Source organism: Streptomyces sp. NPDC054834, assembly GCF_053611185.1.
In genome coordinates, this window is record NZ_JBSGZV010000047.1 from 1 (window position 1) to 23,783 (window position 23,783).

Consider the following 23,783-nt stretch of genomic DNA (forward strand, 5'->3'; position numbering starts at 1 on the left):
GTTCCCACCGGGCGCCCTTCCGCGTTCCTTCCCCCTACTGGCCTTCGGGCTTCAGCGGGTTGATCGGGTCGTCCGGGTTGCCGGTCGTCGGTGAGTTCGACGGACTCGGCGGCGGCGACGTCGACGGGGGCGGGGACGACGGCGGCGGCGCGCTGCTGGTCGCCGGGGTCGACGGGGGCGCGGACGACGGGGAGTTGGAGCTCGGCGGGGCCGAGGACGGCGGCGCGGACGTGCTCGCGCTCGGCGGCGGGGAGAAGGAGAAGCTCTCCGTCGGCTCGACCGCCGCGCCCTGGGTGGTGTTGAGGTCGAACTTGGCCTTGTGTGTGACGCCGAAGGTGTATGCCGCCCAGATAGCCGCCGGGAAGGTGCCGCCGTTGACGCGCCCTCCACCACCTGTGTTGTACATCGGGACCTGGGCGCCGCCCTTCCTGGCCTCGCCGAACAGGCCCACGGAGGTGACCAGGTCCGGTGTGTAGCCGGTGAACCAGGCGGACTTGTCCTTGTCCGACGTACCCGTTTTGCCCGCCACCTGCTGGCCGTCGCGCAAGGGGTTGCGCGCCACGGAGTCCTTGGCCGTACCGTCGTCGACCACACCGGTCAGTACCGAGGTCACCGTGTCGGCCGTGGTCCGGCTGATCACGCTGCTGCCGATCGGGTTGGGCATCTCGACCGGGCCGTCCTTTTTCTCGGCCGACTTGACGATGGACGGCGTCACCTTGTTGCCGTGGTTGTCGAGGGTGGCGTAGATCCCGGCCATCTCCAGGGGGCTGGCGCCCATGGAGCCCAGCGTCTGCGCAAACACCGGCTGCATGCCCTTGGTGTCCATGCCGAGCGTGTTCGCCGTGCTCATGACCTTGTGCATGCCCACGTCGACGCCCATCTGTGCGAAGACGGAGTTGACGGACAGGTTCATCGCCCGCTGGACGGTGATCGGGCCGTAGCTATGGTTGTCCTCGTTGGGCGGGCCGAAGCCGACCTTGGTGCCGTTGTCCACGACCTGGCGGCCACTGGTGCCGTCGTAGACGGTGTCGGCGGTGATCGGTTTGCCGTTCTGCGTCTTCGCGCCCGCCTCGAGTGCGGCGGCGAGGATCACGGGCTTGAACGTCGAGGCGGGCTGGTAGTCCCGACGGGTCGCGTTGCTGCGGAAGTGTTTGAAGTAGTCCACCCCGCCGTACAACGCGACGATCTTGCCGGTCTTGGGGTCGACCGAGACGGCCCCGGCCTGGACGGCGTCGTCGACCTTGCGCTTCTTCGGATCGAGCTTGCTGATCAGCTGTTCCTTGACCGACTTCTCCAGCTGGGCCTGCTTCTTCTCGTCGATGTTCAGGGTGATGGTCCAGCCCTGCCGCACGACCTTCGCCTCCGCGTCGGACGCGGAGAGGTTCTGCTCCTTCATCAGTTGCTGTTCGAGCTGTTGGTTGGCGAGCTCGACCAGATAGCCCTTCTGGCCGCCCATGCCGGGGGCGCCCTTGGGTTCCCTGGGTATCGGAAACTTCAGATCCTTGCGCTTGGCCGCGTCCAGCCAGTGCTCCTCGACCATGTTGTTCAGGACGTAGTTCCAGCGCGCCTTCACCAGCTTCTTGCCGGTGGGGGTGGCGGCCTGCCAGTCGTACTGGCTCGGTGCCTGGAGCAGCGCGGCGAGGTAGGCGCCCTGCGCGACGTTGAGCTTCTGGGCGTCGACGCGGTAGTAGGCCTGGGCGGCGGCCTGGATGCCGTAGGCGCCGCGGCCGTAGTAGCTGGTGTTGATGTAGCCGGCGAGGATGTCGTCCTTGTGCTCCTCGCGGTCCACCTTCAACGAGATGACCAGTTCCTTCAGCTTGCGCGTGACGGTCTGGTCCTGGTCGAGGTAGTAGTTCTTGACGTACTGCTGGGTGATCGTCGAACCACCCTGCTTGCCCTTGCCGGACAGGGTGTTGATCAGGCCTCGGGCGGTGCCCCGGAGGTCGACGCCGGAGTCGTGGTAGAAGCTCTTGTTCTCCGCCGCCACGAAGGTCAACTGGACCTTCCTCGGCACCTTCGACAGATCCACGGACTCCCGGTTGATCTCGCCGTCGCGGGCCAGGATCTTGCCGTCGCTGTACTTGTAGACGTTGCTCTCGCCCTGCGCGAGCTTGTTGGCCGACGCGGGGATGTCGACGGCCAGGTACAGCGCGATGAATCCGCCGATGCACAGCAGGCAGAACCCGAAGAACGTGCCGAGGATCTTCTTCCAGGTGAACAGCCTGCGTATTCGGCCCTTCGCGGGCTTGCCGGTCACCGCGGCCCGGGTGTTCGCCGTGGGCTGGGCGTTCGCCGTGGGCTGGGCGTTCGCCGTGGGCTCCGAGCGGCGGCGCCTGGGCGCCGCGCGGCGGCCACCGCGCTGTCGCGCTCGTCTCTCTTCCGCTCGTCCCATGAGTACCTACGCTCCGCTTCCGTCTCAGGTCAGCTCAGAAAGCTAACACCGCTCTATATGACAAAGGAGGTTCGATCCGCTCTTTTACGGACGTGACAATCAGCACGCCGTCCCAACGGAACCGACGGTTTGCGGGGTTGGAGGGTTGCTCGGGCGGGGTAAAGTGATATCAGTTAGCTAGAACGAAGCTAGGCGCCGAAGGCCGGCGCCGCGAGAACGGGGGCCCACCCATGTCCACGCACGACGCGTCCGCCACGGCCGACGTACCCGAGCTGCCCGCCCCGCGCGTACGGGAGTTCACGGCGCACAGCATCGGCGGCGGCCTGGCCCTGCTGCTCGGCCTTGTCGGACTGCTGCTCGGCGCCGGGATGATCGTCACCGCCACGGTTGTCACGGCGAGCGGCGGCAAGGCCGCGCTGATCGTCGGCGGCATCCTGGTCGGTGTCGCCGCGTTCCTCGCGATGTGCGGGCTGAACACGGTGGCGCCGGGCGAGGCGCGGGTCGTCCAGCTCTTCGGGCGGTACCGGGGGACGATCCGCGAGGACGGGCTCCGCTGGGTGAACCCGTTCACCTCGCGCACGAAGATATCGACGCGGGTCCGCAACCACGAGACCGCCGTCCTGAAGGTCAACGACGCCTACGGCAACCCGATCGAGCTGGCCGCGGTCGTGGTCTGGAAGGTCCAGGACACCGCCCAGGCGACCTTCGAGGTGGACGACTACACGGAGTTCGTCGCCACGCAGACCGAGACGGCCGTGCGGCACATCGCCATCGAGTACCCCTACGACGCCCACGACGAGGACGGCCTCTCGCTGCGCGGCAACGCCGAGGAGATCACCGAGAAGCTCGCGGTGGAGCTGCACGCGCGCGTGGAGGCGGCCGGCGTGCGGATCATCGAGTCGCGGTTCACGCATCTCGCGTACGCTCCCGAGATCGCCTCGGCGATGCTCCAGCGGCAGCAGGCCGGCGCGGTGGTCTCCGCGCGGCGGCAGATCGTGGACGGGGCGGTCGGCATGGTCGAGGCGGCGCTCGCCCGGATCGCGGAGCGGGACATCGTGGAGCTGGACGAGGAGCGCAAGGCGGCGATGGTGTCCAACCTCATGGTCGTACTGTGCGGTGACCGCGCGCCGCAGCCCGTACTGAACACAGGGACCCTTTACCAGTGACAGATCCCTCCGGGGGTTCGGCCCCCCAGCGTCGGCCGCAGCAGCGCAAGCAGGTGCTGCTGCGGCTGGACCCGTCGGTGTACGAGGCGCTGGCCCGCTGGGCCGGGGACGAACTGCGGTCGGCGAACGCCCAGATCGAGTTCCTCCTCCGCAAGGCACTGGCCGAGGCAGGCCGCCTGCCGAAGGAAACCGGCCCCCTCCCCCGCCGCGGCCGCCCACCCACCGGCCCCGCCGCATAACCCGCACGGCGACCGCAGCAGCACGAGCAGGAACCGGGGCTTTTCAGGCTCCGTGCGGTGAGGTGTCCGAGGGCCGGCCCGGTACTTCTTCCAGCGCCCGACCGCGGCCCGAGGCATCTGCCGCTTTGTGTACTGGCAACCATGAGGTTGCCTTGTATGACCGGTGGCGACGAAGCACACCGAAACGATCACCCGGCTTCGCCGTCCACCCAGGCCCGGAGCCACGCGGGTACTCTGCCCGACGGCACAGGAGCGAGGAAGCCGATGACGTACGCCATGACACCGGACGGAACCCGCATCGCCTACCAGCTCCAGGGCCAGGGGGCGCCGCTGGTCCTGCTGGCGGGCCAGGCCAACAACCACCACTGGTGGGATGCGGTTCGTGCCGACTTCCATCCCGCTCGCAGCACCCTCACGCTCGACTACCGCGGCACCGGCGACAGCGACAAGCCGGACACCCCCTACAGCACCGAACTGTTCGCCCAGGACGTCATCGCCGTCCTCGACGAACTCGGCATCGACCGGGCCGACGTCTACGGCACGTCCATGGGCGGACGAGTGGCCCAGCAGATCGCGGCCCGCCACCCCCACCGGGTAGGCGCCCTGGTTCTCGGCTGCACCTCACCCGGCGGCCCGCACGGCGTCGAACGCGGCAACGACGTCCGCCGAGCCCTGACGCAACCTCAGCCTGGAGCCGCGCGACAGGCCCTGCTGGAGCTGATGTACACCCCTCGATGGCTCGCCTCCCATCCCGGCCCGCACCACACCCTCGGCGACCCTCGCATGCCTGCCCACGCCCGGCGCCACCACCTCGCGGCCAGCAACCAGCACAACGCCTGGGACCTCCTGCCGGGCATCAGCGCCCCCACCCTGGTCGTCCACGGAAGCGACGACCTGCTCAACCCCACCGCCAACGCACCCCTGCTCGCCGACCGCATCCCCGACGCCCGACTGCACCTGGTCCCCAATGGCCGGCACGCCTACTTCGAGGAGTGCCGCACCCACGCCAGCCCCCTCGTCCTGGACTTCCTCACCACCGCGCACAAGCCGTAAGAACAGCGCAGCCGATACTCGGACACCCTGCTATCCACCGCGCGCCGGCGACACCCCGACCCCGGACTCTCACGAACGACCCCGGCCTCCGAGCCCGCCCGGGCGTGTAGCAGAACCGTGACAATGGGCTCCCACCTGCATGGGCGTACGGGCCGCCACGGGCTACACACTCCGCGTATACATACGACGTATACACCATGTGTAGAGTCCTCGGCATGTCCATCGGTCACACCCTTCTGGGGCTCCTGGAGTCCGGCCCGCGCCACGGCTACGACCTGAAGCGGGCCTTCGACGAGAAGTTCGGTCACGACCGGCCGCTGCACTACGGCCAGGTCTACTCGACGATGTCCCGGCTGCTGAAGAACGGCCTCGTCGAGGTCGACGGGATCGAGGCCGGCGGCGGCCCCGAGCGCAAGCGGTACGCGATCACGGACGCCGGCGTCACCGACGTGGAGCGGTGGCTCGCGACTCCGGAGCAGCCGGAGCCGTACCTCCAGTCGACCCTGTACACCAAGGTCGTCCTGGCGCTGCTGACCCACCGGAACGCGGCCGACATCCTCGACACCCAGCGCGCCGAGCACCTGCGCAGCATGCGGATCCTGACGGACCGCAAGCGCAAGGGCGATCTGGCGGACCAGTTGATCTGTGACCATGCCCTGTTCCATCTCGAGGCCGACCTGCGCTGGCTGGAGCTGACCGCCGCGCGCCTCGACAAGCTCCGTGAGGCGGTTGCCCGATGACTCCTCCCCCCGGCTCCCTGCTCGCCGCAGAGGACCTGCGCAAGGCCTACGGCCCCACCCTCGCGCTCGACGGCGCCGAGTTCTCCATCCACCCCGGCGAGGTCGTCGCGGTGATGGGCCCCTCGGGGTCCGGCAAGTCCACGCTGCTGCACTGCCTCGCCGGCATCGTGCCGCCCGACTCGGGCTCGATCACCTACGACGGGCGGGAGCTCGCCACGATGAGCGACGCCGAGCGCAGTGCGCTCAGGCGCAGCGAGTTCGGGTTCGTGTTCCAGTTCGGCCAGCTGGTGCCCGAGCTGACCTGCGTGGAGAACGTGGCGCTGCCGCTGCGGCTGAACGGCACGCCCCGTAAGCAGGCCGAGCGGACCGCGCTCACCTGGATGGAACGGCTGGAGGTCGACGACCTCAAGGGCAAGCGGCCCGGCGAGGTCTCCGGCGGCCAGGGGCAGCGCGTCGCCGTGGCGCGGGCGCTCGTCACCAGTCCCCGGGTGCTGTTCGCCGACGAGCCGACCGGCGCGCTCGACTCGCTCAACGGCGAGCGCGTGATGGAGCTGCTGACGGAAGCGGCCCGGTCGACCAACGCGGCCGTCGTGCTCGTCACGCACGAGGCCCGGGTGGCCGCCTACTCCGACCGCGAGATCGTCGTACGGGACGGCAAGTCCCGCGATATGGAGCGCGCCATATGAGCGTGCGTCAGTGGTCCAGGGATCTGGCCATGGGGGTCCGGTTCGCCGTCGCCGGCGGACGCGAGGGCTGGGTACGGATGCTGCTGACCGGCGTCGGCGTCGGGCTCGGCGTGGCGCTGCTGCTGCTGACGACGGCGGTGCCGAACGCGCTGTCGGTGCGGCACGAACGCGAGGAGGCGCGGCTGGACTACACGTACAGCTCGAAGACGCTGCCCAAGGCGGACGACACCCTCGTCATCGCCGACATCGACTCCACGTTCCGCAGCAGCGAACTCCGCGGGCGCCTGGTGGAGCCCGAGGGACCGCACGCCCCGCTGCCGCCGGGCGTGGAGCGGTACCCGGCGGCCGGCGAGATGGTGGTCTCGCCGGCACTGAAGTCGCTGCTCGCCTCCGACAGCGGGAAGCTGCTGCGGCAGCGGCTGCCGTACCGGATCGCCGGGACCATCGGGGAGCCCGGGCTGGTCGGCTCGCAAGAACTCTCCTACTACGCCGGCGTCAAGGGCCTCGCGGCGAAGATCGACCACTCCCAGATCGACCGCATCGACCACTACGGCGACCCGAACCCGTCGCCGGACGAGACGGACCCGGTGCTGTTCCTGCTCACCCTCGTGGTCTTCATCGTGCTGCTGACGCCGGTCGCCGTGTTCATCGCCGCGGCCGTACGGTTCGGCGGCGAGCGGCGCGACCGCAGGCTGGCGGCGCTGCGGCTGGTCGGCTCCGACAGCCGGATGACCCGCCGGATCGCGGCGGGCGAGGCCCTCGCGGGCTCGCTGCTCGGCCTGGTCCTCGGCACGGTCTTCTTCCTGATCGGCCGTCAGGCGGCGGGTTCCGTCGAGCTCATGGACATCAGCGTCTTCCCCAGCTATCTCGACCCCTCCCCCGGGCTCGCCGCGCTGGTCGCGGTCGCGGTCCCGGCGGCGGCCGTGGCGGTCACGCTGTTCGCGATGCGCGGGGTGGTCATCGAGCCGCTGGGCGTGGTCCGTACGGCACGGCCGGCGCGCCGGCGCCTGTGGTGGCGGCTGCTGCTGCCGCTGGCCGGGCTCGGGATGCTCTACCCGATGCTGGGGAAAGGCCGCAGCCACGGGGACTTCAACCAGTACCTGGTCGCCGGCGGTGTCCTCCTGCTGCTGATCGGTGTCACCGCGCTGCTGCCGTGGGTGGTGGAGACGGTCGTCGCCCGGCTCGGCTCCGGCGGTGTCGCCTGGCAACTCGCCGTACGGCGGCTTCAGATGAGCAGCGGCACGGCCGCGCGCCTGGTCAACGGCATCGCGGTCGCGGTGGCCGGGGCGATCGCCTTGCAGATGCTGTTCTCCGGGGTGGACAGCGACTACACCAAGCAGTCGAAGAACGACGTGTCGCGGGCGCAGATGGAGGTGTCCGTGCCGAGTGGGGTGCGACTGACCACGGCGGCCGAGAAGTTCTCGGGCACCAAGGGCGTGCTCAAGGCCACCGCCCTGGCCTCCGGCGAACTCGCGACCAGGCGCAAGGACCCGGAGACCTCCAGCCAGCTCACCGTCGGCGGCTGCGCCGCCCTGCGCGAGGTGGCCACGCTGCCCTCCTGCCGGGACGGTGACGTCTTCGTCGTCCGGGGCGGCGAGTACGACACCGACACGCCGAAACTCGCGCATGCCGGCCGGACGCTGTACCTCGACCCGACCTACTCCGGCGAGCGGGGCGTCGAGGCCTCCTGGACCGTGCCCCGGAGCATCAAGCAGGCCCAGTCCATCAAGGACCCGACGAACGTGCGGCGCGGTGGCTTCCTGATGACTCCCGGCGCCGTGCCCGCGCAGGCGGCGGGGACGCTGTACGGGCGCGTCTACCTGTCGCTGGACGAGTCCGTGCCGGACGTGAAGGAGTACGCGCGCAACACGGCGGCGAAGCTCTCGCCGGCGGCGGACGCCATGGAGTGGTCGGCCAATGAGCAGACGAAGCAGTTCACTTCCATCCGCACCGGACTGCTCGTCGGCGCCGCCTGCGTGCTGGCGCTGATCGGCGCGAGCCTGCTGGTGTCGCAGCTGGAGCAGTTGCGCGAGCGCAGGAAACTGCTGTCCGCCCTGGTCGCCTTCGGCACCCGGCGCCGCACGCTGAGCCTGTCGGTGCTGTGGCAGACGGCCGTCCCGATCGCCCTGGGCCTGCTCCTCGCCTCCACGGTGGGCCTGACCCTGGGCGCGGTACTGCTCCGCATGACGGCCACACCGGTGCGCGTCGACTGGGCGAGCGTCCTGTCGATGACCGGCGTGGGCGCGGCGGTGGTCCTCACGGTGACCCTGCTCAGCCTGCCGCCCCTGCTGCGGCTGATGCGGCCGGAGGGGCTGCGGACGGAGTGAGGCACTGACGGAATCAGGTACTGGCGGGATGGGGAGATGGGGTACTGACGGGATGGGGTACTAGCCGTCCCCGTCCAGGACCCGTACGGGCAGCGGTCGCAATGCCTCGCGCAGTGCGGCCGCCAGCTCTTGGTACTCCGCGCCGCGGGCCGCGCCGGCGCGCATGGCGAGGGCGACGCGGCGACAAGGCGCGGGGTCGGCGAAGTAGCCGGTGAGGAGCTGGTTGCTGCGGGTCGTCTCGACCTTGAGGGCGGTGCGCGGCAGCAAGGTGCAGCCGAGTCCCCCGGCGACGAGCTGGACCAGGGTGGACAGGCCCGCGGCCGTGGTGGTGACCGGGGCGTCCTCCCGTCCGGCCTCCCGGCAGATGTCGAGCGCCTGGTCGCGCAGGCAGTGCCCCTCGTCCAGGAGCAGCAGGTTGAGCTCCTTCAGGGCCTCGCGCGGGATGCCCTCGCGGCCGCCGAGCCAGTGGTCGAGCGGGGTGACGAGCACGAAGTCCTCGTCGAAGAGGGGGAGTTCGACGACACCGGGCACCCCGAGGGGGACGGCGAGCAGCAGCAGGTCGAGGCGCCCGCTGGTCAGTCCCTCGATGAGGTTGGCGGTCTGCTCCTCGTGCACCTGGAGGTCGAGGTGCGGGTAGCGGTCGTGGACCAGGTCGATGACGGTGGGCAGCAGGTAGGGCGCGACGGTGGGGATGACCCCCAACCGCAGGACGCCCGTGAACGGCGCCCGGACCGCCTCGGCCTCCTCCAGCAGCGCCCCGACCTCGTCCAGCACCGCCTTCGCCCGTACGGCCAGACGCTCACCGGCGGGTGAGAGCAGCACCTTGCGGGTCGTACGCTCGAGGAGCGTGACCCCGAGGGTCTCCTCGAGGGAGGACACCGCCCCGGACAGCGCGGGCTGGCTCATGCCGATGGCGGCCGCCGCGTCCCGGAAGTGCAGGTGCTCGGCGACGGCGGCGAACGCGCGCAGCTGGGACAGGCTGGGCTGGCGCCGTTTGCTGCCACTCATGGTCACTGATAGCCACCTCCGATCAACCCGACCAAGTGTAGCTATTTCCCGGATCAATGCACTCCGTGCCAACATCGAGAGCGTCCAACCCATGGGAAACACCGCAATACGGGTGTTTCTTCGCTGCAAGGAGAGCGTGTGCTCACTGTCGGTGACAAGTTCCCCGAGTTCGAACTGACCGCCTGCGTCTCGCTGGAGAAGGGTGCGGAGTTCGACACGATCAACCACAAGACCTACGAGGGCAAGTGGAAGGTCATCTTTGCGTGGCCCAAGGACTTCACCTTCGTGTGCCCGACCGAGATCGCCGCCTTCGGCAAGCTGAACGACGAGTTCGCCGACCGTGACGCCCAGGTGCTCGGCTTCTCCGGCGACTCCGAGTTCGTGCACCACGCCTGGCGCAAGGACCACGACGACCTGCGCGACCTGCCGTTCCCGATGATGGCCGACTCCAAGCACGAGCTGATGCGGGACCTCGGGATCGAGGGCGAGGACGGCTTCGCCAAGCGCGCCGTCTTCATCGTCGACCAGAACAACGAGATCCAGTTCTCCATGGTCACGGCGGGCTCGGTCGGCCGTAACCCCAAGGAGGTCCTGCGAGTGCTGGACGCGCTCCAGACGGACGAGCTCTGCCCGTGCAACTGGAGCAAGGGCGACGAGACGCTCGACCCGGTCAAGCTGCTGGCCGGGGAGTGACCTGACATGTCGCTCGACTCCCTCAAGTCCCGGGTACCGGACTACGCCAAGGACCTGAAGCTCAACCTGGGCTCGGTCATCGGCAACTCCGAGCTGCCGGCGCAGCAGCTGTGGGGCACGGTGCTGGCGACGGCGATCGCCTCCCGCTCCCCGATCGTGCTGCGCGAGCTGGAGCCCGAGGCGAAGGCGAACCTGACGCCGGAGGCGTACACGGCCGCGAAGTCGGCTGCCGCCGTCATGGCGATGAACAACGTCTTCTACCGCACGCGTCACCTGCTGTCGGACCACGAGTACGGCACCCTGCGGGCAGGTCTGCGGATGAACGTGATCGGCAACCCCGGTGTCGACAAGGTCGACTTCGAGCTGTGGTCCTTCGCGGTCTCCGCCATCAACGGCTGCGGCATGTGCCTCGACTCGCACGAGCAGGTGCTCCGCAAGGCGGGCATCGACCGTGAGGTCGTCCAGGAGGCGTTCAAGATCGCGTCCGTGGTCCAGGCCGTCGGCGTGACCCTCGACGCGGAGGCGGCGCTGGCCCAGGCCGCCGAGTAAACCGTTCCGGCACATCACGGCCCCTGCCCATGCGATGGGCAGGGGCCGTCGTGCGCTCACTGGTGTGACATGAACCACTCACTCCGCTCAGGGCCGGAACCATAAGTGAAGAAGCCATCGAGCAATGTCCGATTGCCCCCTTCGAGCGAAGAAGCTCCACACGCCGAGAGTCATAGCGGAGTTCAAGTCTCCACTTCGCTGCCGAATAGCCGATCGACAGCCGCAACGAGGATCTGATTGGCTCCCACGGACCACATTTGTGCCGTCGGCCCGCGTTTTCCGGCGGCTGCTCAAGTGCATTCCAAGGGGGACCTCATGTCCATTCGAAGCCGTGTCTCGTCGAGGACCGCGCTTGCCGCGGCCGTAGCCGGCCTGGGCCTCCTCGGCGTGACCGCTCCGCAGGTCGCCGCCGCCGACCAGCCGGTGCCCAGCATCTCCGCCAAGGCCGACAGGCACACGAAGGCGATCGCGGCGGCACAGCCCACCGCTGTCGCTGCCGCCGCGACCGTCTGCGGTACGGGATACAACCTCTACAAGGCGGAACAACTGCCCGACGCGTCGCGCAAGGGAACTCTCTTCGTCTACGTCAAGGGCAGCAACCCCGCGAGCAACGACGCCCCCACGTGCGCCATCCTCGACAACAACACGTCGGGCGCGAAGTGGATGAAGATCAAGCTCTGCTCGAACTACACGGCAGAGGGCTGCGCCGAGGACTCGGGCACCTACTCCGAGTACGCGGGCCCCGTCTACCGCAACCACGGCGGCTGCGGCACGGTCACGTCGCTGATGAAGTCCTCCTCCAGCTCGAGCACCTACATCATCAACAACGTTCAGGACAGCACGAACTGCAACTAGCAGGCGCTGCACGAACCGTGAACCGGGGCTCCACGCATCACACGCGTGGAGCCCCGGCTCGTTGATCCGGATCCGGCCCCCGTCCGCCTCTTCCAGTGACCACTGGCCCCGGGGCCTGAGTATCCGTACTCAGGCCCCCGGCCGTCGCATACGGAAGGCTGCCGGACATGACCACCCCCCGCACCGAACCAGGGGCCGCCGCCCTGCCAGGGGTCCTGGGCGCCGCCGTCACAGGAGCGGCTCTGGCCGTCGGCGCCCTTGCCTACCTCTCTTGGGTCGGGCAGCGCAGCGGCCAGATCTGCCGGACGACCGACGGCCTTTGCGTCACCGGATGGAATCTGACCGCCCTCCCACTCCTGTTCACGGGCTCCCTGATCGTGATGCTCGTCGTGTACAAGAGGCTGGGCATCGGGCCACGGCTCGCCGTCATCCCGCCGACGCTCATGCCGGCGCCGATTCTTCTCTCGGCCGCACACACGACGGCCGGCTGGTGGGCTGTCGCCCTCGTGGGCGGGGCCTGGTCGTACTCGTGCGCGCTCGCCGCGTGGAGCCGCTACCGGATTCCGGCCCTCGCAGCCTCGGCCGTGCTGCTACTCGCCTCCATGGTCGCCCTCTACGGCTGAGGGCTCGCTCTGGTTCGCGGCAGCTTCCGCCGAGTACGCGCGCAGATACCCCACCACCGTGTTCGTCACAGCCACCAGCGGTACGGCCACCACCGCGCCGCCGATGCCGGCCACCATGCCGCCGGCCGCGACCGTGAGGACGACGGCCAGCGGGTGGACGCGGACCGCGCGGCCGAGGATGAACGGCTGAAGGACGTGGCCCTCGATCTGCTGGACCGCGAGAACGACCGCCAGGGTCATGACGGCCGCGAAGACGCCCTGGGTCACCAGCGCCACCATCACCGCGAGCGCGCCGGAGGCGACGGCGCCGACGAGCGGGATGAACGAGAACAGGAAGATGAAGACGGCCAGCGGGACGGCCATCGGCACGTTGAGGAAGTAGATGCCGATGCCGATGAAGATCGCGTCGATCAGGGCGACCAGGACCGTGCCGCGCACATAGGCGGTCAGGGTGCGCCAGGCGCGCGGACCGGCGCCGGCCACACCCGGGCGGGCCGCGGCGGGCACCAGCTTCAGGAACCACTCCCAGATGCGCTTGCCGTCGTAGAGGAGGAACAGGGTCGAGAAGAACACCAGCAGGATGCTGGTGAGGGCCTCGATGATGACCTGAACGCCCTCCAGGCCCGCGGACGTGATCTGGTCGGCGTTGGCGCCGATCGCCTCGCGGAGGTTCTTCGCGATCTGGTTGATCTGCTTGTCCGTGACGTGGAACGGGCTCTTCAGCAGCCAGTCGCGCAGGTCGTCGATGCCGGACTGGATCTGGCTGGAGAGTGTGTCGATGTTCTCGATGACCTGCCAGGTCACGAACCAGCCCATGAGCCCGATGACGACGAACCCGCTGATGGCGGTGAGCGCGGTGGCCGGGCCGCGCGGCACTCCGCGGCGGGTGAGCCGGGCGACCGTCGGCTGGAGCAGCGCGGTCACCAGCAGGGCGATGACGAAGGCGAACACCACCAGCTGGATCGCGCTGATGACCCGCATCAGGACCCAGAGGGTGCCGGCGAGGACCAGCAGCCGCCACCCGGCTTCGGCCGCCACCCGCACCCCCCAGGGCACGGCCTCGGCGGGGTCGGGGCGGGGGCCGGCCGGGGGCGCGGTCCTGCGGGCGGGCGGTGCGGGGGCCGCGTCGGGTGCGGGAGCCACGTCGCCGACGGAGGTCACGTCGCCGGCGTAGGTCGCGTCGCCTGCGTAGGTCGCGGCGGCGGCGGGGCTGGAGGCGGCGGGTTCCGGCAGGGTGCCCGGGGAATCCGGGGCGCTCTCGCGCTCCACCTCGACGCGGCGCTCGTCCAGGCGCTCGCTCATCTCGGTGAGACCGGCGCCGAGCTTGCCGAGCCACCCTGGCACTCGTGACATGATGCGTCCTTTTCCCCCGTGTCCCTCGTGTCCCCGGGTGCTCTCCACCACTCCCCCCCCTGGAGTCGTTCCATTCCGACCGTACAGGGCAACAGCCCCTCCCCGTAGGACGGGAAGGGGCTGTGCGGGGTTGAGAGCGGCGGCCGGACTCAGTAGTTGCCGTTGGCCTGCCAGTACGACCAGGCGTCACAGGGACTGCCGTAGCGCTCGTTCATGTACTGCAGGCCCCACTTGATCTGCGTGGCCGGGTTGGTCTGCCAGTCGGCACCGACGGAGGACATCTTCGAGCCGGGCAGGGCCTGCACGAGGCCATAGGCGCCGGAGGAGGGGTTGACCGCCTTGTAGTTCCAGGTGGACTCGTGGTCCACGATGTTGCTGAAGCACTGGAACTGCCCGGCTCCCACGATCTGACGCGCCATCGCCTGGACCTGCGCGACGGTGTAGGAGCTCTGCACGGGGAAGCTGCCGCTGGCGGACTCGGTGCGGACGTCGTCGCGGCTGGCCGCTTCCTTCGCCTTGGCGCGCTCCTTCGCGGCCTGGGCGGCCTTCTCCGCGGCTGCCTTCTTCTGGATCGCCGAGTGGGCGGCGGCCTTACGGGCCGCTTCCTCGGCGTCCTTCTTGGCGCTCGTGTCCGCGGCGATGGCCTGTGTGTCGGCCTGCTGCGTCAGGGACGCGGTCTGCACCTCGGCCTGCTGACCCGCGGGTATGTCCGCGAGGAGCGTGGTGTCGGCAGCCGTCGGCTCGGCGTCGTTGTTCTGCGCGACGCTGCCCGAGGCAACTCCGACGACGCTTCCCACGGCGGTGACCGCGGTGGCCGAGGCCACTGCGAATCCCCGGACCGAAATCCGGCTCACACGGTTTCCTTCCAGCATCGCCCGCTTCGGTGACCCTGGCGGACGCAATCGTGCCCCTGAACTCTGGCCTCCCAACTGCGGGGTCACGGGAGGCACGGGCCCGGTGGGCGACTCCCGGAGGAGAGCCGTGTGGTGCTCGGGCGGCATACGACATTCGGTATGGAGTTGAAGATGGTGCTCAAGTAGTGCCGTACCGCTGGGGGTACAGGTGTGTCGTATGCGGGGCCTGACAGGAGTGAGACTCTGCCGTAACCGGACGGTGGGTGGCAATTCCGTGTTGCGTGTGAAAGCTCACATCCGGTTTGGCCCTGGGGATTTCAAGAAACGCCCACACACGAAGGCGCCGCCCGGCTAGGCTCTACGCCTTTGCCGGACGGCGCCAACTGACTGCCGAATCGACCTAATTGGTCACTTGCTTCAGATGTGGCCGTCCTCAAGCATTTCGGTCACAAGTGCAGCGATCTGGGACCTCTCGGACCGCGTCAGCGTGACATGCGCGAAGAGCGGATGCCCCTTCAGCTTCTCCACCACGGCGACCACACCGTCGTAACGACCGACTCGCAAATTGTCCCTTTGCGCCACGTCATGGGTCAGAACGACCCGCGAGTTGGCGCCGATTCGGGACAGAACGGTCAGCAGAACGTTCCGTTCCAGCGACTGCGCCTCGTCCACGATCACGAACGCGTCGTGGAGTGAACGGCCACGGATGTGGGTGAGCGGCAGGACCTCCAGCATCCCGCGCGCGGTGACCTCCTCGATGACCTCGCGGCTGGTGACCGCGGAGAGGGTGTCGAAGACCGCCTGGGCCCAAGGGCTCATCTTCTCCGCCTCGGAGCCCGGCAGATAGCCCAGCTCCTGGCCGCCGACCGCGTACAGCGGGCGGAAGACCATCACCTTCTGGTGCTGGCGGCGCTCCAGGACCGCCTCCAGGCCCGCGCACAGCGCCAGCGCCGACTTGCCCGTGCCGGCCCGGCCGCCCATCGAGACGATCCCGACGTCCGAGTCGAGGAGCAGATCGAGCGCGATCCGCTGCTCGGCGCTGCGGCCCTTGATGCCGAACACCTCCCGGTCGCCGCGCACCAGCCGGATGTTCCCCTCGGCGGTGACCCGGCCGAGCGCCTTGCCGCGCTCCGACTGGATCGTCAGGCCGGTGTGCACCGGGAGGTCGGAGACCTCCGGCACGTACACATGGCCTTCCTCGAAGAGGATGTCCACCTGTTCGCCGGGCAGGGTCAGTTCGGACATCCCGGTCCAGCCGGAGGAGTCCGTGATGGCGAGTTCGGCCCGGTACTCCTCTGCGAGGAGGCCCACGGACGACGCCTTGATCCTGAGCGGCAGGTCCTTCGACACGACGGTGACGTCGTACCCCTCCGCCTGCAGGTTGCGGGCGACCGCGAGGATGCGGGAGTCGTTGTCCCCCATGCGGTAGCCGCTGGGCAGCACACTGGGGTCCGAGTGGTTGAGCTCGACACGGACGGTTCCACCGAGTTCCCCGGTCGGGATGGGGGCGTCGAGGCGACCATGTTTCACCCGGTAGTCGTCGAGCAGGCGCAGGGCCTGCCGGGCGAAGTAGCCGAGTTCGGGATGGTGCCGCTTGGCCTCCAGCTCCGTCACCACGACGATGGGGAGCACGACCTCGTGCTCCTCGAAGCGGGTCAGGGCGTTCGGATCGGCCAGCAGGACGCTGGTGTCGAGAACATAGGTGCGCCGGTCTGGCTTGTGGCGCTTTGTGCTGGTCACCACGGAAGGACGTACCCCCTCGGATGAGGTCGGGGAGCGACGAGAAGGAGACTGGGCCGGGTGGACGGGAACCAGTCGGGCCGGTAGCCGGTCCCGCGCGCGGCGGGCCGAGAACCGGCCCTCCGCGGCTGCTTCCGTGCAGAGAACGCACGGTCGGGCTGGTGCAAAGGGCCTCCCGGGCGGACGGCCCCGTGCCGTCCGCTGAGATGCGACGCCCGTGGTTCGGGTGTCGACCTGCTTGGCTTATGCCCTCGAACAAGCGGCGCCATGCAAATGCATGAGACGGCGCGCCGGTGAACTCCTTGTTACATCCGCCTGAAACGGGGTATACGCGACCCTTTCTCCCAGGGGTACGTCCTGGGAGCGGGTACCCGCCGCTCAGCCGCCGTAACGCCGGTGACGTGCGGCGTAGTCGCGCAGGGCGCGCAGGAAGTCGACCTTGCGGAAGGCCGGCCAGAAGACCTCACAGAAGTAGTACTCCGAGTGGGCCGTCTGCCACAGCATGAATCCGGACAGCCGCTGCTCGCCGCTGGTGCGGATCACCAGGTCGGGGTCGGGCTGGGCGCGGGTGTAGAGGTGACGGCCGATCATGTCGACGTCGACGGACTCGGCGAGGTCCTCCAGGGAGACCCCCTTGCCCTGGGCGTCGTGGAGCATCGAGCGGACCGCGTCGGCGATCTCCTGGCGGCCGCCGTAGCCGATGGCGACGTTGACCAGTATCCCGTCGACGTGCGCGGTCGCCTCCTCGGCCTCCTTCAGCGCCGTCTGCATCTGGGAGGGCAGGATGTCGGGCGTGCCGACGTGGTGCACCCGCCAGCGGCCGTCGGCGGCCAGGGTGCGCACGACGCCCTCGATGATGCCGAGGAGCGGGACGAGCTCCTCCTTGGGCCGGTCGAGGTTGTCCGTGGACAGCAGCCACAAGGTGACGACCTCGACGTCCGTCTCGGTGCACCAGCCGAGGAACTCCTCGATCTTGTCGGCACCGGCCCGGTGTCCGTGGACGGTGCTGGAGCCGGCGGCCTTCGCCCAGCGGCGGTTGCCGTCCATGATGACGCCGATGTGCTTGGGCACCTGAGCGTGGTCCAGGTGGCCTTCCACCCGGCGTGCGTACAGCCTGACCAGCAGGCCGCGCAGCCTGTCGCGCAGGTTCACGTGATTGTCAGCCCCTCCGGTATGGCGGTCCCCGCGGGCGAAGCCTACCCCTGCGGGGCTTTGGCGGGGGATTCCGGGCCCGAGGCGGTCAGTCGGGCGCGACCCCTGGGGAACTCGTGGGGCCGGAAAAAAAACGGGCCGGTCCGTGGGGGGGAGACGGACCGGCCCGAGGGGGGGGTTCCACCATAACCCTTCGTAAGGGCGAATGCGTGCATCAACGCCGGACAACTACTCTCCGAAGTCGCCCGACGACGCGGCGGTGAGCACGGAATGCTTCATTCAAGGGGTTCGTCTGGCTGAAACACAGCGGATTCCCAGGCAAACAGGCCGTATACGGAGAGATCAAGAGGATCCGCACCCCCTCGGGCACCACCCGGTCGGCCGAACCCCGCATCCCTCCGACGGGCGACCCGGTCGCGAACGGGCGCTTGACGCACACGCCGAGCGGATTCCGGCACCGCGCAGCCCCCTCCACTGCGCGGTACCACCCGCGCGACTTTGCATGCGCGAATTACCTTGGTCTGAACTTACGCGAGCCGCGCCGCGCACACGAGTCGCCAGGGATAACGATGCGGAAACTCCAGGGAGATGAAAGATGAACACCCGGGCAATCCATCCACCTTTGCCCTCATAGCCCGATTTGCTACTCCGCCGGTTTCCGGGCATCGAAGAGATGCCGGGTGCTGTGCGCCACGAACGGCCCCTCGGTCTCGATCCGCTCGTGCAGGTCGCGCAGCCGGGACTCGTACGCCTCCACCGTGAAACCGGGCACCATCCAGATCACCTTGCGCAGGAAGTGGACGACGGCGGCGATGTCGTGGAACTCCATCCGCAGCCGCTCGGCCCGCAGATCGACGACCTCCAGCCCCGCCGCCTCGGCCTCGGCCCGCTCCCGTTCGGGATGCCGGCCGCTGCGCACCTGGTCCGGCTGGGGCCCGAGGAAGTACTCCACGAGCTCGAAGACGCTGCTCGGCCCGACGTGCTGGGCGAAGTAGGCCCCGCCCGGCCTCAGCACACGGGCGATCTCCCCCCACTGCGGGCGCACCGGGTGCCGGCTGAGGACCAGGTCGAAGGCCTCGTCGGCGAAGGGCAGCGGCGCGTCCTCCGGCGCGGCGACCACCGCAACGCCCAGCGGCCGCAGCAGAGCCGTCGACTTGGCCACGTTCGGCGGCCAGCCCTCGGTGGCGGCGACCAGCACCGGCCGGCCGGGAGCCGCCGTACCGAGGGCGAAGTCGAGCACTTCCCCGCCCCCGGTCTGGACGTCGAGCACGGCCGTGGCCCCGGCCAGCCGGTGCCCCGCCGAGCGGGCGTACCCCCACGAGGGCCGCGCCTCGGTGGCCCGCCCCTCGAACCAGGAGAAGTCCCACCCCTCGGTCGGCACGGCGACGCCTTCGGCGACCAGGTCCTCGAACGTACGGCTCTCTGCCATGCGGTGATCGTGGCAGGCGGGTGTCGGGGGGCGCCGCTGATTTTCCCGGCGTCAGGGGCCCGGCTGCCGATGCCTCTGCCCCGGTACGGCACGCCCGAGCCACTACCCGCCTACGGCACGAGGGGCCGCACCTCCTCGGCCGCGAACCGTACGAACCCCTCGGGGTCGGGCTCGTCGGCCGTCGGCTGGAGGACCACCGTGTCGGCCCCGGCGTCGGCGATCCTCCGCACGGCCTCGGCGACGGCCCGCGCGTCCCCGGCGACACCGAGATCCGGGACGTCGGCGAGCCCCTCGGCGGCCAGCTCGGCACTCAGCCGCGCGGCGGCATCGTCACCCGTGGCGGCGAGCAGATAGACGACGACCTTGTGGGAGTCGTCCCGCCCGGCCGCCTTCCGCCCCTCGTCGATGAGTCGCCGCGCCGCGCGTACACCGTCCGGTGCCGTGCTCGCGGTGAGCAACGTCCCGTCCGCCGCCTCACCGGCCAGCCGCAGCGTACGCGGCCCGGTGGCACCGGCGAGCACCTCAACGGCCTCCTGGGGCGGCCAGTCGAGAGCGACGTCGTCCAGCTTCACGTACCGCCCTTCGGTGGTGAGCCGCTCCCCGCGCAACAGGGCCCGCAGCGCCAGCAGATACTCCCGCAGCAGCGTCACCGGCGACTCGGCCCGCGCCCCCACCTGCCCCATCCACTCCTGCACCCCGTGCCCGACGACGACCGTCGCGCGCCCCGGGAACATCCGGTGCAACCCGGCCGCCTCCATCGCCGTGACGGCGACGTTCCGCAACGGCACGGGCAGCAGCCCGACCCCGATCCGCACCCGCTCGGTCCACGCGAGCGCGGCGGCGGCCGTGGAGATCCCGCCCTCCCGGAAGCAGTCCTCCCACAACCAGAGTTCCTCGAGCCCCGAGCTGTCCGCGAGCCGGGCCACGGCCCGGAGGCGTTCCGGGGGCAGTTGGGGACGGAATACGACACCGAGTGCAGTCATGCCACATTCGTATCCGCCGACGGCGCGGCCCACAACTGGTTTCCGGGTACGGTCACTTCCATGGGGCGTTGGCGGGACGGGCGGGGCAGACTCACTGTCCTCGGGGACGGCGGATCGGCCGGCGCCGGCATCCCCCTGGAGATCGCGGCCTCCTACCGCGCCCGCACGAAGGGGCTTCTGGGGCGGGACTCCCTGGACGGGGCCATGCTGCTGTCGCCGGCCAGCGGTGTGCACACCTTCCGCATGCGGATGCCCATCGACGTCGCCTACCTCGACCGCCGGCTCGACGTCATCGCCGTACGCACCATGCGACCCGGCCGCCTGGGCCTGCCCCGGCTCCGCGCCCGGCACGTACTGGAGGCGGAGGCGGGGGCGATGGCGGGGTGGGGGGTTCGGGTGGGGGTGCGGGTGGCGGTCGAGGTCGGGGGCGAGGTCGAGGGAGGCTGATCTGCCTGCGCCTGTGACCGTTTGGCAGATATGGGCCAGGCCCGGACAGCAAATCCGCAGGTGCGGAGGTCGCAGCGTGGCCCATATCTGCCAAACGTCACGCTTCAGCTCCTCAAGTAGGCGCGCGCTGTGGTTCGGGGCAGTACCGCCCACATACGCGTGCCGCCACCTGGTTCGCGTGCTTCGCCGAAGCCCCAGTCGCCCATGGTTTCCCGGGTGCGGGCCACGCTCTGCTCTACGCCGACCGTCCCCCAACTGGATACGGTGCAACTGGATTCCGCGCACGGCCCGGGATTCACCGGCGCCGAGGCGCAGCTCACCAAGTACCGTGCCCACTTGGATTGGATGGACGAGGCGGCGCTGTCACCGGCGGCCTCCCGCGACCTCGTCCGGACCGTCGCCCAAGAGCCCTGAGGGAGCCACCATGACCGACATCACCTGGGAAGACCCCTTCTGCGGCGAGGGAAACAACTGCTTCCGCATAGGCACCGACCCCCAAGGCAACGCCTACATCACCGTCGCCGGGCAGGAGGAGCGCTACGTCACCGACACCCACGAAGCGCTCCGCACTCTCATACGGGAGATCAAGGCCGGGAAGGCCGATCACCTGCTGTAGGTCCGTCAGCTTCCCGTGCGCGGGAAGGTGACCTCGACCCGGCGGTTCTTCCTGCGGCCCTCCTCCGTCGAGTTGTCCGCGATCGGGTACTGCTCGCCGTAGCCCCGTACCTCGAAGGTGATGTCCGAGTCGTTCAGGTCCTGGTCCAGGACCGCCTGTACGGCGTTGGCCCGCTGCCGCGACAGTACGTCGCCGTGGGCCGACGAACCCAGGTTGTCGGTGAAGCCGAAGACCCTGACCTGCGTCGCGTTCTGCTTCTTGATCTCCTCCGCGATCGCGCCGATACGGGCCTTCGACTCGCCGCTCAGCTTGGCGCTGTCCTTGCTGAACAGCACCTCTGCCTGAAGGGCGAACTTCACGTCCGCGTTGGTGTCCTCGCGGCGTTCGTCCCCGCTCTGGTCCTCGACGACCGACTTGATGTCCAGCACCTTGGGATCGGCGAGGGTGGCACCCTCGGGGAGCTTGAGGTCCGGGTCGGTGGGGTCGATCTTCACCGGGGCGGAGGCGGAGGGCTCGGTGCCCGGGGGGACGCTGGGGTCCGTGTCGTCGGCCTGAGCGGTCGTCGGGGCGAGCAGGAGGAAGGCGGCGGCGGTCACCGCGAGGGGGAGGTGGCGGGTTTGGGTCACGGGGGCCTCACCCGGAGATCTGGATGGAGGCGGCAGCGAAAGTGGGCAGTTGGAAGTCCACGTCGGTCGTACCCGCCGGGGGTGCCGGGAACTGCATGAAGACGGTCAGACTGTCGCCGGCCTTGAGCGTCGAGAAGCCTGTGGTGGTCAGTGGACGGCCGTCCGTGTCCCGCAGGACGTAGTACCGCTTCTTGCCCTTGGGATCGATCAGTGTGGCGCCGCCCAGAGACCTGCCGTTTCTGACGATCTCGGTTTCGTTGCCACTCAGGGCAGACGGGACGACGAGGCTCTTCGCCCCGTCGTTCTTCAAAGTGCCGTTCACCGTGACAAAGCCACCGGAGTCACGCTGCGCGGAGGTGATTTGGAGAATCAGACCGTCTGAGCCCTTCAGTTCCGCCAAGGGCTCGTCCGACTGCCCCTCCTGGGCACTCGGATCGGAGCCTCCGCCCTTGGAGGCAGATGCCGATGTCTCCGGCTTCTTGTCATCGCCGCCGCCACCGCCACCGCAGCCGACCGCAGCGAGGGTGAGACCAGCCGTCATCGTCAGCGCGACCAACCCCCTGCGGGCCTTCGGAGTGAACCGAATGATCATCGCTTTGCTTCCTTCTTCACTCGTCGTTCGCTTGTGGGTCGGCCAGGTGGACGTCAAAGAGGTCCTCAGGCTTCGGGAGGTGGGTGAGGTCATGGGGGTCCAGGTCCCAGTCCCGATCCTTGCAGTTGAGCTGCGGCAGCGTGTCGTGCCCACCGTCCCCACCGGGGAGCTCGAACGTGCACAGCGGCTCGATCACAGCCGTGGCGGTCGCCGTCGAGTGCATGTTCTCGGTGCCGGGGACGACGGAGTCCCCGACGGGCTTGGAGGTCTTGAGCTGCACCGTGAAGCCCAGCAGCCCATCAGGCGCGCAGTCGTTCACGGTGGCGTCGTTCTGAGCAGCGAGTTGATACGCCCGCCAGCACGAGGGGTCGACATCCACATTGCCGTGGAAGATCTCCTGCCACTTGGTCGGATCGAGCACCTCCAGCTTCCACTTGTCCGCAAGCTGGTCGCGCCTGTTCTGTGCCGCCGCGAGAGCAGCCGCGTCCGCGGCCGTCTCGGCGCCGTTCCGATTCGCCGCGGCCTGGCCGACCGCGAGGTAGGCGAACGCGAGAAAGAGCAGACCCGCCACCACCGTGATGTAGATGGGGAAGGCCTGCCCTGCGTCGCCGAACGTGCGGGGAGGCGTCAGCCGGTGACTTCGGCGATCTTCGCCGTGATCGCGTCGTAGATCGACTGGCCGATGCTCGTACCCGTGATCGCAAGCACGATCGCCACGACGACCGCGATGATCCCGAGGTACTCCACTGCTGTCTGACCCTTGTCGTTGCGGGCAGCGCGGGCCTGTAGGTACGTGACCGTGCTGTTGAGCCAGTTGCTCATGGTGTTCCCCTCCGGATTCGCTACCGACCCGGGCACCGTACGGCCGAACGCCCCTCTCGCCACAGGGCCCCAGGGCCCAATCCCGCGGCATCTCACGCCACCCCCAGCCATTTGGCGGCCGCCTGGGAGCGGCTGGTGCTGTGGAGTTTGGCGAAGATCCGGTTGATGTGGTTCTTGACCGTCTTCTCGCTGATGAAGCAGGTGGCGGCGATCTGCTGGTTGTTCATGCCGGTTGCGATGAGGTCCATGATCTCCGCCTCCCTCGTACTCAGCCGGAACCGCGACCTAGTTGACTGTCCCACATATGATTGCACTTGCGAAAGGCGTTGGGGGCCAAATTGGCTTGGGATAGCGGGGAGTTTCGCGGCAACGTGTGCAGTTGCGTGCGTACGGGGCAATCGCATGGCGGCCAGCGCCCCCGCCGCCGTCGGCGTGAAGTGCTCCCTGCCCGCCCTGATGTCCCGTACAGCCGTGACCAGTTGCTCCACGGTGAACTCGCCGTGTATCAGATAGCCGGCCGCACCCAGTCGTACCGCTTCCCGGATCGTCTCCGACTCGTGGCTGTACGTGAGCATGATGACCGGGGCCAGCGGGACCAGGTGCGGCAGGGCGGCGAGGCCGTCCACCTCGGGCATGCGGACGTCCAGGAGGACGACGTCGGGGCGGTGTCGGTGGGCCGCGTCGCAGGCCTCGCGGCCGTTGGCGGCCTCGGCGACCACCGTGGTGTCCTCGCGGCCGGAGAGGAGGGCGGTCAGGCCCGCCCGGACCACCGGGTTGTCGTCGGCCACCACGATGCGGAGCGGTCGGGTCGTGCTCGGGTTCGGCGGCATGGGGCGCC

The 23,783-nt window shown here is 69.3% G+C and carries 26 protein-coding genes and 1 pseudogene; 13 read left to right on the forward strand and 14 right to left on the reverse strand.

The window, feature by feature from the left end:
• Positions 1-34 precede the first annotated feature (34 nt).
• Positions 35-2,392 carry a transglycosylase domain-containing protein gene (locus ACWGJM_RS39580; RefSeq protein WP_453416591.1) on the reverse strand — a complete coding sequence of 786 codons (2,358 nt, stop codon included), beginning with the start codon at positions 2,390-2,392 and terminating at the stop codon, positions 35-37.
• Positions 2,393-2,622: 230 nt separating this feature from the next.
• Between ACWGJM_RS39580 and ACWGJM_RS39585 the strand changes: the two genes are divergently transcribed.
• The 6 genes from ACWGJM_RS39585 to ACWGJM_RS39610 all read left to right on the forward strand — a co-directional run bounded on the left by ACWGJM_RS39585 (position 2,623) and on the right by ACWGJM_RS39610 (position 8,603).
• A complete protein-coding gene (locus ACWGJM_RS39585) occupies positions 2,623-3,558 on the forward strand; it encodes an SPFH domain-containing protein (RefSeq protein ID WP_453416592.1) in 936 nt (311 codons plus the stop codon).
• The gene (locus ACWGJM_RS39590) at positions 3,555-3,797 is read left to right on the forward strand and encodes a hypothetical protein (protein WP_453416593.1); all 243 of its coding nucleotides are present in this window, start codon (positions 3,555-3,557) and stop codon (positions 3,795-3,797) included. Before ACWGJM_RS39585 ends, ACWGJM_RS39590 begins: the two co-directional genes overlap by 4 nt.
• Positions 3,798-4,061: 264 nt before the next feature.
• A complete protein-coding gene (locus ACWGJM_RS39595) occupies positions 4,062-4,850 on the forward strand; it encodes an alpha/beta fold hydrolase (RefSeq protein ID WP_453416594.1) in 789 nt (262 codons plus the stop codon).
• 215 nt (positions 4,851-5,065) lie between these two features.
• Positions 5,066-5,590 carry a PadR family transcriptional regulator gene (locus tag ACWGJM_RS39600; protein ID WP_453416595.1) on the forward strand — a complete coding sequence of 175 codons (525 nt, stop codon included), beginning with the start codon at positions 5,066-5,068 and terminating at the stop codon, positions 5,588-5,590.
• The gene (locus ACWGJM_RS39605) at positions 5,587-6,276 is read left to right on the forward strand and encodes an ABC transporter ATP-binding protein (protein WP_453416596.1); all 690 of its coding nucleotides are present in this window, start codon (positions 5,587-5,589) and stop codon (positions 6,274-6,276) included. The genes ACWGJM_RS39600 and ACWGJM_RS39605 overlap by 4 nt, the downstream gene beginning before the upstream one ends.
• Positions 6,273-8,603, forward strand: a complete 2,331-nt coding sequence (locus ACWGJM_RS39610) for an ABC transporter permease (protein ID WP_453416597.1) — start codon at positions 6,273-6,275, stop codon at positions 8,601-8,603. Before ACWGJM_RS39605 ends, ACWGJM_RS39610 begins: the two co-directional genes overlap by 4 nt.
• Before the next feature lie 60 nt (positions 8,604-8,663).
• On the opposite strand, the gene ACWGJM_RS39615 is transcribed toward ACWGJM_RS39610, so the two are convergent.
• Positions 8,664-9,611: a LysR substrate-binding domain-containing protein gene (locus ACWGJM_RS39615; protein ID WP_453416598.1), complete on the reverse strand. Its 948-nt coding sequence runs from the start codon at positions 9,609-9,611 to the stop codon at positions 8,664-8,666.
• A gap of 138 nt (positions 9,612-9,749) precedes the next feature.
• On the opposite strand from ACWGJM_RS39615, the gene ACWGJM_RS39620 reads away from it, so the two are divergent.
• The 4 genes from ACWGJM_RS39620 to ACWGJM_RS39635 all read left to right on the forward strand — a co-directional run bounded on the left by ACWGJM_RS39620 (position 9,750) and on the right by ACWGJM_RS39635 (position 12,331).
• On the forward strand, positions 9,750-10,304 hold the full coding sequence (locus ACWGJM_RS39620) for a peroxiredoxin (RefSeq protein WP_453416599.1): 555 nt from the start codon (positions 9,750-9,752) through the stop codon (positions 10,302-10,304).
• Positions 10,305-10,310: 6 nt separating this feature from the next.
• Complete coding sequence (locus ACWGJM_RS39625; RefSeq protein WP_453416600.1) at positions 10,311-10,853, forward strand: alkyl hydroperoxide reductase; 543 nt, start codon at positions 10,311-10,313, stop codon at positions 10,851-10,853.
• 315 nt (positions 10,854-11,168) lie between these two features.
• A complete protein-coding gene (locus tag ACWGJM_RS39630) occupies positions 11,169-11,708 on the forward strand; it encodes a hypothetical protein (RefSeq protein WP_453416601.1) in 540 nt (179 codons plus the stop codon).
• A gap of 167 nt (positions 11,709-11,875) precedes the next feature.
• Entirely contained in the window at positions 11,876-12,331 is a 456-nt protein-coding gene (locus ACWGJM_RS39635) for a hypothetical protein (RefSeq protein WP_453416602.1), read from the forward strand.
• On the opposite strand, the gene ACWGJM_RS39640 is transcribed toward ACWGJM_RS39635, so the two are convergent.
• From ACWGJM_RS39640 to ACWGJM_RS39665, 6 genes are all read right to left on the reverse strand, one after another.
• Entirely contained in the window at positions 12,299-13,684 is a 1,386-nt protein-coding gene (locus ACWGJM_RS39640) for an AI-2E family transporter (protein WP_453416603.1), read from the reverse strand. The genes ACWGJM_RS39635 and ACWGJM_RS39640 overlap by 33 nt on opposite strands.
• Positions 13,685-13,833: 149 nt before the next feature.
• The gene (locus ACWGJM_RS39645; protein ID WP_453416604.1) at positions 13,834-14,538 is read right to left on the reverse strand and encodes an aggregation-promoting factor C-terminal-like domain-containing protein; all 705 of its coding nucleotides are present in this window, start codon (positions 14,536-14,538) and stop codon (positions 13,834-13,836) included.
• Positions 14,539-14,955: 417 nt separating this feature from the next.
• Positions 14,956-16,281, reverse strand: a complete 1,326-nt coding sequence (locus ACWGJM_RS39650; protein WP_453416605.1) for a PhoH family protein — start codon at positions 16,279-16,281, stop codon at positions 14,956-14,958.
• A 375-nt stretch (positions 16,282-16,656) separates the two neighbouring features.
• The gene (locus tag ACWGJM_RS39655; RefSeq protein WP_453416606.1) at positions 16,657-17,430 is read right to left on the reverse strand and encodes an isoprenyl transferase; all 774 of its coding nucleotides are present in this window, start codon (positions 17,428-17,430) and stop codon (positions 16,657-16,659) included.
• 643 nt (positions 17,431-18,073) lie between these two features.
• Entirely contained in the window at positions 18,074-18,859 is a 786-nt protein-coding gene (locus ACWGJM_RS39660) for a methyltransferase domain-containing protein (RefSeq protein ID WP_453416607.1), read from the reverse strand.
• A 110-nt stretch (positions 18,860-18,969) separates the two neighbouring features.
• The gene (locus tag ACWGJM_RS39665; protein WP_453416608.1) at positions 18,970-19,842 is read right to left on the reverse strand and encodes an LLM class flavin-dependent oxidoreductase; all 873 of its coding nucleotides are present in this window, start codon (positions 19,840-19,842) and stop codon (positions 18,970-18,972) included.
• 60 nt (positions 19,843-19,902) lie between these two features.
• Here ACWGJM_RS39665 and ACWGJM_RS39670 point away from each other — a divergent pair, with 60 nt between their 5' ends.
• Positions 19,903-20,289: a DUF192 domain-containing protein gene (locus ACWGJM_RS39670; RefSeq protein ID WP_453416609.1), complete on the forward strand. Its 387-nt coding sequence runs from the start codon at positions 19,903-19,905 to the stop codon at positions 20,287-20,289.
• A 104-nt stretch (positions 20,290-20,393) separates the two neighbouring features.
• On the opposite strand, the pseudogene ACWGJM_RS39675 reads toward ACWGJM_RS39670, so the two are convergent.
• Positions 20,394-20,492: pseudogene (locus ACWGJM_RS39675) on the reverse strand (ATP-binding protein); the annotation flags it as partial.
• Position 20,493: 1 nt separating this feature from the next.
• On the opposite strand from ACWGJM_RS39675, the gene ACWGJM_RS39680 reads away from it, so the two are divergent.
• Both ACWGJM_RS39680 and ACWGJM_RS39685 read left to right on the forward strand, forming a co-directional pair.
• Positions 20,494-20,703 (forward strand): Scr1 family TA system antitoxin-like transcriptional regulator, encoded by a 210-nt coding sequence (locus tag ACWGJM_RS39680; protein ID WP_453416610.1) that lies wholly within the window; start codon positions 20,494-20,496, stop codon positions 20,701-20,703.
• Between the two features lie 10 nt (positions 20,704-20,713).
• Entirely contained in the window at positions 20,714-20,905 is a 192-nt protein-coding gene (locus ACWGJM_RS39685) for a hypothetical protein (protein WP_453416611.1), read from the forward strand.
• Positions 20,906-20,910: 5 nt separating this feature from the next.
• Here ACWGJM_RS39685 and ACWGJM_RS39690 read toward each other — a convergent pair whose 3' ends face one another.
• The 5 genes from ACWGJM_RS39690 to ACWGJM_RS39710 all read right to left on the reverse strand — a co-directional run bounded on the left by ACWGJM_RS39690 (position 20,911) and on the right by ACWGJM_RS39710 (position 23,775).
• Entirely contained in the window at positions 20,911-21,531 is a 621-nt protein-coding gene (locus ACWGJM_RS39690) for an OmpA family protein (RefSeq protein WP_453416612.1), read from the reverse strand.
• 7 nt (positions 21,532-21,538) lie between these two features.
• Positions 21,539-22,123: a hypothetical protein gene (locus ACWGJM_RS39695; protein WP_453416658.1), complete on the reverse strand. Its 585-nt coding sequence runs from the start codon at positions 22,121-22,123 to the stop codon at positions 21,539-21,541.
• 16 nt (positions 22,124-22,139) lie between these two features.
• A complete protein-coding gene (locus ACWGJM_RS39700) occupies positions 22,140-22,754 on the reverse strand; it encodes a pilus assembly protein TadG-related protein (RefSeq protein WP_453416659.1) in 615 nt (204 codons plus the stop codon).
• Complete coding sequence (locus tag ACWGJM_RS39705; protein WP_453416660.1) at positions 22,751-22,945, reverse strand: Flp family type IVb pilin; 195 nt, start codon at positions 22,943-22,945, stop codon at positions 22,751-22,753. The genes ACWGJM_RS39700 and ACWGJM_RS39705 overlap by 4 nt, the downstream gene beginning before the upstream one ends.
• A gap of 92 nt (positions 22,946-23,037) precedes the next feature.
• Positions 23,038-23,775: a response regulator gene (locus tag ACWGJM_RS39710; RefSeq protein WP_453416613.1), complete on the reverse strand. Its 738-nt coding sequence runs from the start codon at positions 23,773-23,775 to the stop codon at positions 23,038-23,040.
• Positions 23,776-23,783: the final 8 nt, after the last annotated feature.